The 10,716-nt window shown below is 51.8% G+C and carries 13 protein-coding genes and 1 pseudogene; 6 read left to right on the top strand and 8 right to left on the bottom strand.

The features are described 5' to 3' along the window. Window positions 1–70: 70 nt before the first annotated feature. Both A7K61_RS20980 and A7K61_RS20985 read right to left on the bottom strand, forming a co-directional pair. Window positions 71–592 carry a DUF2846 domain-containing protein gene (locus A7K61_RS20980; RefSeq protein WP_069558279.1) on the bottom strand — a complete coding sequence of 174 codons (522 nt, stop codon included), beginning with the start codon at window positions 590–592 and terminating at the stop codon, window positions 71–73. Between the two features lie 63 nt (window positions 593–655). Continuing rightward, window positions 656–1,129 (bottom strand): hypothetical protein, encoded by a 474-nt coding sequence (locus A7K61_RS20985; RefSeq protein WP_256557983.1) that lies wholly within the window; start codon window positions 1,127–1,129, stop codon window positions 656–658. A 640-nt stretch (window positions 1,130–1,769) separates the two neighbouring features. Here A7K61_RS20985 and A7K61_RS20990 point away from each other — a divergent pair. Then, entirely contained in the window at window positions 1,770–2,003 is a 234-nt protein-coding gene (locus A7K61_RS20990; RefSeq protein ID WP_069558281.1) for a DUF6124 family protein, read from the top strand. Between the two features lie 145 nt (window positions 2,004–2,148). Next, window positions 2,149–2,556, top strand: a complete 408-nt coding sequence (locus A7K61_RS31595; RefSeq protein WP_083263115.1) for a GFA family protein — start codon at window positions 2,149–2,151, stop codon at window positions 2,554–2,556. Here the strand turns inward: A7K61_RS31595 and A7K61_RS20995 are convergent. Continuing rightward, entirely contained in the window at window positions 2,529–2,975 is a 447-nt protein-coding gene (locus A7K61_RS20995; RefSeq protein WP_069558282.1) for a GNAT family N-acetyltransferase, read from the bottom strand. The genes A7K61_RS31595 and A7K61_RS20995 overlap by 28 nt on opposite strands. Before the next feature lie 440 nt (window positions 2,976–3,415). Here A7K61_RS20995 and A7K61_RS21000 point away from each other — a divergent pair, with 440 nt between their 5' ends. Continuing rightward, window positions 3,416–3,646, top strand: coding sequence for a DUF6124 family protein (locus A7K61_RS21000; protein WP_069558283.1), 231 nt, complete (start codon window positions 3,416–3,418; stop codon window positions 3,644–3,646). Window positions 3,647–4,515: 869 nt separating this feature from the next. Here the strand turns inward: A7K61_RS21000 and A7K61_RS21005 are convergent. From A7K61_RS21005 to A7K61_RS21020, 4 genes are all read right to left on the bottom strand, one after another. After that, window positions 4,516–5,073, bottom strand: coding sequence for a hypothetical protein (locus tag A7K61_RS21005; protein WP_069558284.1), 558 nt, complete (start codon window positions 5,071–5,073; stop codon window positions 4,516–4,518). A gap of 666 nt (window positions 5,074–5,739) precedes the next feature. Beyond that, window positions 5,740–6,864: a glycosaminoglycan attachment protein gene (locus A7K61_RS32690; RefSeq protein WP_139129531.1), complete on the bottom strand. Its 1,125-nt coding sequence runs from the start codon at window positions 6,862–6,864 to the stop codon at window positions 5,740–5,742. Window positions 6,865–7,066: 202 nt separating this feature from the next. Further along, the gene (locus A7K61_RS21015; protein ID WP_069558286.1) at window positions 7,067–7,813 is read right to left on the bottom strand and encodes a hypothetical protein; all 747 of its coding nucleotides are present in this window, start codon (window positions 7,811–7,813) and stop codon (window positions 7,067–7,069) included. A 436-nt stretch (window positions 7,814–8,249) separates the two neighbouring features. Further along, on the bottom strand, window positions 8,250–8,765 hold the full coding sequence (locus A7K61_RS21020) for a GNAT family N-acetyltransferase (RefSeq protein WP_069558287.1): 516 nt from the start codon (window positions 8,763–8,765) through the stop codon (window positions 8,250–8,252). Window positions 8,766–8,884: 119 nt separating this feature from the next. Here A7K61_RS21020 and A7K61_RS21025 point away from each other — a divergent pair. After that, window positions 8,885–9,380, top strand: a pseudogene (locus A7K61_RS21025) (GNAT family N-acetyltransferase). Between the two features lie 6 nt (window positions 9,381–9,386). Here the strand turns inward: A7K61_RS21025 and A7K61_RS21030 are convergent. Beyond that, window positions 9,387–9,620, bottom strand: a complete 234-nt coding sequence (locus A7K61_RS21030; protein ID WP_020302473.1) for a hypothetical protein — start codon at window positions 9,618–9,620, stop codon at window positions 9,387–9,389. A 160-nt stretch (window positions 9,621–9,780) separates the two neighbouring features. Here A7K61_RS21030 and A7K61_RS21035 point away from each other — a divergent pair, with 160 nt between their 5' ends. Continuing rightward, window positions 9,781–10,323, top strand: coding sequence for a GNAT family N-acetyltransferase (locus tag A7K61_RS21035; RefSeq protein WP_069558288.1), 543 nt, complete (start codon window positions 9,781–9,783; stop codon window positions 10,321–10,323). A 32-nt stretch (window positions 10,324–10,355) separates the two neighbouring features. Continuing rightward, window positions 10,356–10,598, top strand: coding sequence for a hypothetical protein (locus A7K61_RS21040; RefSeq protein ID WP_069558289.1), 243 nt, complete (start codon window positions 10,356–10,358; stop codon window positions 10,596–10,598). The last annotated feature ends 118 nt before the right edge of the window (window positions 10,599–10,716 follow it).

Below are 10,716 nucleotides of genomic sequence, written 5' to 3' on the forward strand. Positions count from 1 at the left end.
CCACAATGCCGCGGTATTGTGGGGTTGTTTTCTGTCGGCAAGTTGGCTTTTGATGAAGTTGGACGCGTGGTTACCGTGCGGTTGCCGGCAACTCCTGGCACCACTTGATAGAACGCAGCGCTTCCTCGGCAGGCACAAGCGCGTAGCGCGAGTAAAACATTGTCCCGCTGAAACGACGGCCGTCGACTTCACCCAAGGTCTGCCCATCCTTGTAGTCAGAGGTGCTGAGTTGGTCGGCGATGTAATACACCTTCCCATTCTCGACGGTGATATCGAAACGCTGGTTAACCATACCGCTGATGATCGGTGGCGACGTGGAGGCGATGCTGTGTTTGCCGGCGGGAATGCCGGCCTTGAAAAAACTACCGGAAGGCAAGCTGCCGACAGTACGGCCATCGACCTGAATAGTCGGGGCGACCCCGCCACCGATGCTCGCCGCCGTGCGATAAAAGTAAACCGTGGCCTCATCCGCACGAGGTTCAGCCGGTGACGTGAAGAACGGTTGGCCTTTGAGGTCCGGACCGCTGATGCAACCGGTCAGTGAGACCAGGCCTGCGAACAGGCTGGCCCAGAGTAGCGTAGAGCGCTTCATGCATGAATTCCTTGAACGTGGATCAATGGGCGTCGGGTTTGATGACTGTCACCGGTACCGGCTTCAAATCGTGCACAACCCTTTACCGAAGTCAGTGGCATCAGAACTCGGCCAAGGCGCAAAACCGCTCTTCGGCGTCAGATTCACGATGTTCCGGTCCTTGAGCATCCGGTACTTGCGCTTGAGCGCCTGCACCGTGTCCTCGGCATTGTTCACGTTTGACAGGCAAAAGCGCAGGGCATCGACGCGCAGATCACCGATATAGAGAGTTTCCCCGGCCTTCACCGAGAAAACCGCAGGCACCGGGCGCGGCATCGACTTACCCGCGTAATACACGTAATGCCACTGCGTGTACTCATACTCACCCGGCGGCACTTCATACATGAAGTAATGGCCCAGCACAGAGGGGGATGGCTGATCGTCTTCATTGCCCAGCGTCGTCAGCCGTAATACGGTGCCGGGGGCTCCCTGTTGCTTGATCTCAACCACCAGCCCATGGGGCTGCATCATCGGAAAGCTCTCACCAATCGAACCCACGATGATCGCCTTACTTGGGTCCGGTGCGTGCTTGCCGTCGTAGCGTGACGTAGCGCACCCGGACAAAAGGGTCGCGCAAAGTGCGACTGCGCCCCAGACAAGATGTTTACTGCTGACTTTCCCTAGCATTGGTTTTTTCCGATCAATAATCTTGCAGTTTGTAGAGCCCACCCGAACGAACCAAAAGTTCGCACATCTGGTGCTTCGTTGCTGGCTCGTCGGCCTCTATTGTCCAGCTACCCGCACCCTGATAACAACCCACTCCTGTAGGAGCGAGCTTGCTCGCGAAAAACCCAAACGATAACGCAGCGCCTGAAGGCAAAATCCGATTCCCTTGCCGCACCTTGCTCCATTGCCCACGCCTGCGTCAGAATCCGCCGGCTTGTGCGCTGAGGTGGCCGTCTCTAAGGTGGCTCGGTCGCTGAATTGTTCAGTGATCGGGTTTAGTAGCCTGAGCTTGGGTATCTATTAGTGCATGAGTTTCATCAATCAGACATTGCGTCTGTGCTTGATGGCGGCTGTGCGTAGGGCGTCTTCGGGCGCGCCGGCTTTAGATATCCACCGGTCTACTAACCTGCGTACAGCTGCCACCCACTGTTTAGTAGCGGAAAGGTGGTGGCATCACTCTGGATGTCTACTCATGTCAAAAGCAGATTCAACAACGCTCTTCAACGTGACCCACAACGCCAGCAACGAAACCCTCATCACCAACAGCTACGAAACCTTCACCAACGTCAGCACCCTGCTGCTCGACCTGTCCGAAGACCTCAACGGCAAACACCGCGACATCGCCCTCGCCATACACCAACTGAGCGAACTGGGCGTACTCCTCACCGCCAGACTCCTAGACCGTGAAGTGCCCTGCCGTGGCTGATAAGTAGCCCTTCAACTTGCTAGCCCGATAACCGCCGCGTCGTCGTGAGCCACCTACAGCGACTCGGCGGTCTGGTTTGATGGGTAGGTCGACTGACTAGAGCGGGACGGTTACGCTGACGTTTTTCGCATGACGGGAAAAGCGCATGACAACCGTGTACCAAGGAAGCTGCTTATGCGCAGCCGTCACTTACGAGCTATCCGCCACGCCCAAATCAGTGAGCCACTGCCATTGCCGCCAGTGCCGCAAGAGTCACGGAGCCGCATTCGCTTCTTACGGCAGTGTTCCCCGCAACGCACTACGCCTACTTTCCGGCGCCAACAGCATCAAAACCTTTGCATCCTCAGAGGCGGTGTTGCGCGAATTTTGCACACACTGTGGCTCGACATTGTTCTGGTCACGGTCTCAAGGGGAATTCGCCGACTGGGTGTCAATAGCGCTGGGCACGCTCGACACACCCTTCATAGCTGAAAAGCAAAAACACGTTCATGTCGACTCCGCAGTCCACTGGTGCAGCTACCCGCCTCAGAAACCGCCAAGCTGCATGATATGAGTCGCCTGGGCCTCATCTGTTCGCTTGAAGCCACAGCGCTCATAAAAGGCGCTTCCTTCAGCCGTATCCGTGAAAAGACGCACGACCTGAAACCTGAGAGCGGCACGTTCAACAAGCGCCTTTACCAGCGCCTGCCCGACGTGTTGCCCCCTTGCCGAAGCTGCGACGTACACCCGTCGCAGTCTGGCCACATTATTGTCAGCATAGGGATCAACTGAAAGACCGCCGATGCCTATCAGTTGCTGATTCAAATAAACCGCCATCAGACACTCGCAGGGTGCATCAAAGCGGTTTGCTCCAGAGTGCCATTCGTTAATCAGACGCGTGAGGAACCTGAAACCCTCGCCAACGGCTTCCTTTTCCAGCGCTAGTATCTGGCGCGGAAGGTGTGTGATCCGTTGAACCTCATATCGTTTCATCCATCCCTGCCTCCAATATGAAACGCGTTCAATGCTAACAATTTCGTTTGAGGTGATGAACACTCCTGTAGGAGCGAGCTTGCTCGCGAAAACCCCAAACGATCACGCAGCGCCTGAAGGCAAAATCCGATTCCCCTGCCGCACCTTGCTCCATTGCCTACGCCTGCGTCAGAATCCGCCGGCTTGTGCGCTGAGGTGGCCGTCTCTAAGGTGGCTCGGTCGCTGAATTGTTCAGTGATCGGGTTTAGTAGCCCACCTCAGACCTAACAAGTGCACACGCTTCCTCCAGACGCTCCCGTCTGTGCTTGATGGTGGCTGTGCGTAGGGCGTCCTCGGACGCGCCGGTTTTGTTAGGTTCCACCGGTCTACTAACCTGCGTACAGCTACCGCCCTTATTGTTTAGTAGCGATGGGGAAGTGGCCCAAGCAAGGAACTTAACCATGGTTAACGATTCAACCACCCTCTTCACCGTCGCCCCCAACGCCAGCAACGAAACCCTCATCACCAACAGCTACGAAACCTTCACCAGCGTCAGCACCCTGCTGCTCGACCTGTCCGAAGACCTCAACGGCAAACACCGCGACATCGCCCTCGCCATCCACCAACTGAGCGAACTGGGCGTACTCCTCACCGCCAGACTCCTCGACCGCGAAGTGCCCTGCGCTGGCTGATGATCAGCTCTTCGACTCATTAGGTCGATGACTCGTCGCGTCGTTGTAAGCCACGTACAACGACTCGGCGGTTTGGCACTTGATGGCTTTGGTGGATTCAGACTCGGCACAAAGCCATCTGCGATGACGAGAGCGACGACTGCTTTCGGCCCAGAGTGTGAAAATACTTAGCAGGAACGTGCGGTACTGAGGTAAAGCTAGTCTTTAGATCTCAAACCGAAGGGATGCCCTCGAATGACGGGATCCTCTAGAACCAGTGTTCGTGCATTTTCGAAAGAAATGCAGGGGTAATCGGCAGACTGGATGCTGAACCGATGACCGAGTCGATCCCGCACTTCGGACACAGAGCGGTGCTATCTAGATCAACCCACTCAGTGATTTCTGAGGGCGAAAACACACCTAAGCAGTAAAAACAGCCACAGTGATCGCTTGCTTCAATTTGAGTACGGTGATTTGTAGAAAATAGGTGCGCTGAAATCACATCCATGGGCAGGTCCTTAAGCTCCAAATTTACTAGCATTACTTTCTTGCATCAGAGTACATCAAGAGTCTTCCAACGTTGCTACGATTGCCCAAAGTGATAACGGAGGATTGCCTATGAAACGTTTCATCCAAGGTGACTATCGCGGACAAAGCACCCTGCTTCCCGCGAAAAGGGCGAAAAGGGCGAAAAGGGCGAAAAGGGCGAAAAGGGCGAAAAGGGGACGGGCGAAAAGGGGACAGATTTATTTTTTCCTAAATAAATCTGTCCCCTTTTTCTGTCCTAGCGTTTCACTGGGTCCGTATCCCCGAATTGGTGCCGTACTGTGTCACAGGCCGGCATCTCCAGAGTGAGTCAGAACGCTGTAGTGAGGCGTTCAGCCTGCAAGTCAATGACCGACGTGCTGCCAGCCCGTAAAGAATAGTGAATTAACGGCCTTCGCTAGCATGTATGCGCAATCGGGGAACGCACACAACGAGGTTCCGACTAGCGTCAGCATTGTTGCAACGATCATTGTCCCGACCTGACCTGCCAGTGCGTAGGGAAGTGTAATTTCCTCATGGTAGCGAATGTTATCGAAGCATAGGCGCATATGCGTTTTCAGCGTGGCAAGCTCAAATGCGGCGCTATCATGCTTATCTTGGAGCGTTCTTAGGTCCTGGCGTAGCGAAGCCAATTCACGGTGCTCCTCGCTAGGGTAATTCTGTATTGCCGTGGTGTTGCTGAAGGAGAACGACTTGTTCTCAACGACCGCGGGTGTGGGCACAAAGATCGCGCGTACAGCTTGAATCTTCGCCGTGGCAGCTAAGGCGATGGTGACTAAGCCTGAGAGCACGGCCAGAAACAGGCCAAAACTCAGCATGTAGTTATTTTCGGCGAAGCCGAGCGCCGTAAAGATCGCCGCGACCAGCATTACTATCAGTGCCATCCTTAGAACTGTTTTCATTGACCTCGCCTACGCTTTTTTCGGGACGCCAGTATGAGCGGCTCCAAGCGAGGAATCCAGACGACTGAGGCGGAGCATGAACCTATTGCGCCGTGGCGCACTCCCCAGCCTACTCAGTCGATGCGGGTTGTCGCCCGATCGAGTCCGGAACGTCCTTATTAAGGCGAAAAGGGGACGGCGAAAAGGGGACAGATTTATTATCCTAGAAATAAATCCGTCCCCCTTCCGCTTAAAAGACTTCACGATTCGGAGAACTAATACTAAAGCTATATGACAAAACGTCAAATCATAAAATAGCGCGCGCTAAGATTCTTGAAATTCCGGACCAATCATTTGGGCTCAAAGAGATTAGGGATGAGATCCTCAAGACGGGTGCATCTGACTGGATTTCTTGGGCCGCTGCCATGGGAACACGTACGTTAAATAAAGCAGAGCGGAATTATGCATTGAGTTATTTCTCAAAAGGCTCACCTCTTAATCACCTAATATCAGAATGCGTCAAAAAGCTGTGAAAAGAAATGTGTGGAGTTATTTTCCAGAACAAGAAAAAATCTGCCGCTCTTTTATTGAGATCAGGTGATCTTCAAGGAGGAACTCCACCATTTGCAAACACATTCAATGGATCCGAAACTAGCAGTAGGGCTTCGTCCCCACCTGTTTATAGATTTAGTCCAAGGGGAAAATCTGAGCAAGTTTTTTCCAAATCCCAATTAAATGCTCATCAATTTTTGCTTTGTTATCGCTGTCATTAAATATTTCCGTGAAGGACATATATGGGTGAAAGTCGTCATGAAATGTGGTTATGTGTTCACCGTCTTTGACATACATATCAGCTGAAGCACCGATCCACCCAATCGGGATAGGATTTAGCGCTTTAGGATTATGAAAAAATACAGTCCCTTGGTTCCATGTTTCTTTTTTAGCTTGATAGCTCCCAACTTCGTACATAAAGGGAGCGGGAAGGACGGCGTTTGGGTCATGCCGATAGCATGTTCCATATCGAAAGATTCTTAAATTCGGATCCTTTCCCTTGCCTGCGTGACTAATACGGTTAAAGGTGGCAATGGTTCCGGTATTGCAAAATAGCACCCCAGATATATTCTCTGCACCGGGTGAATCAAAGAAGCCAGATGGAATTGTTTTTTGTCCTTTTGTATGTTCTTGAATAGAATTATGGTGAATAACTAAATTTCCGAATTTGTCCCGTAGCGCGTCATACTCAACGCCGTAAAGATATTGAGAAAGAGCAGATGATGAAGAAGTTAATGACCCTGGGCGACTGAAATCTTGAATAGCAATGGCTAAGGGCTTTCCTTGAACTTGCGGTAGTGTCCAATATTCTTTTTTCAGTTTTGAGAACAAAGGACTACCAAGACGTATAGGAATTTCATGGCGATAAAGATCACTTAACTCACTATCTGTGCTGGCAAGGTCAGGATATATGGAGTACGGAATAATTCCGCTGTTATTTGAGGGGTTTGCTGTTACCGCTTCTAATGCAATTGTTAGTTCGCCTCTACTCAAAAGAAAATCGGGGCGATCATAGCTTCTATCAACTGTAATGTTTTGCGATTTAAATAGCTCATTTAAAAATAATTCAAATGTCCTTTGATCAAAGCCCGTGGTCTGAAATTGCTCGGAAAAATTTCCGTCCGGGTCGACAAAAGTCTTTTGAATGGACCTCAAAATGGTTCGAGCGGGTTTAAAGCCCGGGCTATTTCTTAGCTCTATATATTGAGGATGCAATTTTTTCTTATTGCTACTCGGGTCTTTAAATAGGTCTACTTTCATCGTTCGCATCTATTGGGAAGCTTAGTTAGGTAGTGTAATCGACACCTGCGGACCATATCTGATCGACTTGAACCTAACATATTTTATGTCGATCAGTTTATTGCCTGTTTCCGGCTGAATACAGTCAGTCGAGGAAATACTATTTTAACTGGAGGATAATCAGATAATCCTTCGCTGGAGCTCTCTTGGTATAGTGTTGATATCACTGTCGCTCGGCATTTGACGTTACCAATTTCATTCGTACGAGCTCACTATCGACTTTTTTCATAAAGCCCCTCACGCTTTTTATTGCGGCTTCCGCATTAGGGAATACGGTGGGAACCTTTTCTCCTGCTTTGATTTTTAATGTTGCACCATATTTAACTTCAAACTCAGCATCAATTTTTCCGTTATTATGGATTATCAAATGACGCATCTCTAAGTAGGGCAAAACTGACACTTTGTCGGCTTCGCTAAGATTTACACCTGTGCCGCTTAAGATTTTGTCTATGAGTTTTATAGTGCTTCGCTCATTCTCAAGACTTCTAAATACATCCTCTACCATTTTTCCATGGAGATCGCCGAGAGTGTTAATTTTTGCCAAATCCGCGAAAGTCATATTCAGAAGTTTCTGTGACTTCCCGACGACTTGCATAGGATCTTTTTTGTATATTTCCTTGAGGATATCTCTCATATACTCAGAAAAATATCCATAAATTTCGACAATGGCTGAGTGAGAATTTTTGGCGCGACAATAGTTGTAAATTCTCGCCCGATTTCTGGCAGGGTGGTTTAAACGCGTATAATTTGAACAGTCGATTGGTAGAGCTTTATCGATGTCTTTGTTTATATTCTCGGCATGACCCAGGAGGTTTGAAGTAACCCTCGCCGCCGCATCCATCGCCTCGAGATACATTTCAAGGTCCTGAGCTCTGCTTCTGAATCTTTGATGCGTTTTGCTTTCAGCCATTGCGTATCTTCCGTGAGTTATGAGATGGGCGAGCTATCCAACCGCCTTCTGCATCTTGTCGCCTTAAGTCGCTTGAGGCTAACGCATATAAATCGTGATATCAATAAGCCTCTATTGTTGCTGGCTTTGCTTGCCCGTTCGCAGTGCAGATACACGCCCTTGCAATGAATCCAATGTGCTGCCGCTCCACAATTGTCTCGACACCAAAGCGCAGCATACATAGCCATAGATCACCTCCTTACCTAGCTTTGTATCATGGTCCCCAATACTCCTTAAGGCACCAGCGCAACGATACGCATGCGTCGCCCCAGAGCCATCGCAAGCGCCCTTTTTGAATGGCTAATGTGGCTCAAATCGGCTCCTAAGGCCGAACGTCCGCATTTGGCCGATTTCTGCCGTTCGTGCAGGCCAGCAATCGCAAACCCGATGCCCAGAGCTAACCCCCCGGTATCTGATACACAACCGAATCATATTTCTCCGCCATCCGCCTTTCGATGACCACTCCCCCCAAAGCTTCGGCAATACGCCGACTCGCACCATTCTGCGTCGCAACAGGATAGATGAAGTACTTAGCCACCACCCACTGGCTAGCCCACTGAACAACCGCCCGCACCGCTTCACCACCAAACCCCAACCCATGTTTATCTTCACGGATCCAGATGCCCAACTCCGGTGTTTCACTGCCGGTATGGTGAAGCCCGACCAAGCCGGCAAAACGAGCATTCACCCGCTCCCTGACCGTAAACACGATGTCGCTGCCATCCGCTATCGCAGGCAGCCACCGCCCCCAGACTTGCGAGTACTCTTCCAGCGAGGCAGGCGGTTCCCAGGACATGTAGCGAGTCAGAGACGGTGAGATACAAGAGAAGGACTCAACAGCGTCCTGCTCGCAGAAGGGCTCGATGCTCAGGCGTTGCGAGAGAATACGGATTGCGTGGGTATCCACTGGCATTGCAATTTCCTTCCTGGGGTCCGTTACTCCATGTATGCCGTGAACATACCACGCAGGTCGCGTCATCAGTATCAGGCTCTCTATACTGAGCTCCCAGGATGGTAGTTGGAGCACCCAATATGCCCGTCGCACCCAATCAAAATTCCCCGATCATTTTGGTCCCCGTTCAACAAAGCGATTTGGATAATCTTGTAGCCATTCGAATTGAGGCCATGCGCGAAAGTCTGGAGCGTGTCGGGCGATTTGATCCGGTCCGTGCGCGGGAGCGGTTTCTTGGCGGCTTTAAAGCTCGCGACACACGCTATATCGAGGCAGCTGGAGAGCGGGTGGGTTTCGTAGTGGTCAAACATCACCCCAATGAACTCTTGCTCGACCACTTGTATGTAAGGCCGAGCGCGCAAGGGTCAGGGGTAGGGTCTGCTGTTCTCTCTCAGATTTTCAAAGAGGCGGATGCGGCTGCGCTTCCCATTAAAGTGGGGGGCTCTCAAAGAAAGCGCTTCGAATCGCTTTTATACCCGCCATGGCTTTCAGTTCATCGAAAGCAGTGACTTCGACAATTATTATGTTCGTCAGCCTATTCCGGCGATTGGCGCTCATTCCGGAACCAGGGGCTGAGGTGCACTAGCCCTTCAGTTCACTAGCCCGATTGCTCGCCGCGTCGTCATACGCCACATACAGCGACTCTGCGATTTGGCTTTTGATCGCCTTGGTGGCCTCCAGCCCCAGCACAAAACCCTCGGCTTTACCGCCAGCACGGTTGAGTTCTTCATGGGTGGAGGCGCCAGTAATAGCGTCAAGCAGCTTGGCGGCGTGGGGGCCGACGCCTTTGGGGAGGGAGATCTGGTCGATGGACATTATCGCTACCTTGAAAAATGGAGTTCGGGAGCGAGTGGAACCACTGCCGGGGCTGGCATGGTAGACCTGTTTGCCTTGAAAGGGGTCGCTTTACGCGCAGCGGCGCTATTCTTTGCGGCTGCGCAGTCAGATGGGGCCATTGGTGAATCTGGAGGGGGTTATGGAGTATTGCGTTGAGGGCTACTGCCTTCGGCCATTGTGGGGCGACGATTTTGAGAGGGTCAGCCGTTACGAACGGGTCAACCGCAGGCATCTGCAACCTTGGGAGCCGCTCAGGGATGAGGAATATTTCAGCAGTGGCAGCGCCAAGGCCAGGGTGGAGCAGCAGATCAACAATATGCAGGCTGGCAACGCTCTGTGTTTCCTCTTGCTTGAACCCGAGAGCGGAGAGGTTCTAGCGCGGTGTAACTACACGAACATTGTGAGAGGCGTTTTTCAGGCCTGTCATCTCGGCTTCTCATTGGCGGAATCGGCCCAGGGTCGCGGCTTGATGAAAAAAACACTCCAGGTCACTAACCAACACTGCTTTGAGCAGTTGGGGCTTCACCGGATCATGGCCAATCATTTGCCCCGCAATATGCGCAGTGAACGACTTCTGGAATCGCTGGGGTTTGAGAAGGAAGGACATGCGCGGGCCTATCTGAAAATTGCTGGCGTTTGGGAGGACCATACGTTGAGATCGTTGATCAACCCTGAACAATAAGCGCCCCACCCACCCCGCTCAGGAATAAGCTGATGTCTACCGAGCCCCTCTGCCTGGTTTTCGTGCCCGCCCTGGCAGCCTTGCTGACCGCCGCCGAATCGAAAAAAGGCGCCCCTCTCAGCGAAGTCGAAGTGTGCGATATCCGCGACCAGGCCACTTGCATTGCGGTAACCCTCTCCACCGCGCTGGTGATGGAACAAGAACGGGGTTACCCGGATATCGTTGCCGAGGATTGCTGGAATGAGTGGCAACGTTTGCGTCCCTCGCTTCAATAGCGCCCGCTCTGATCAGCATAGGTATCTACACAACTCTGTAGCGCTCAACGGCAACCACGATGCGAAGCGAGCCGCTGTTGATCTTGATCTGCTTTTGATCTTGATCTCAGGCGCCCCG

Origin of the sequence: Pseudomonas sp. AP42 (assembly GCF_001728935.1) — a bacterium.
Classification (GTDB): Bacteria; Pseudomonadota; Gammaproteobacteria; order Pseudomonadales; family Pseudomonadaceae; genus Aquipseudomonas; species Aquipseudomonas lactis.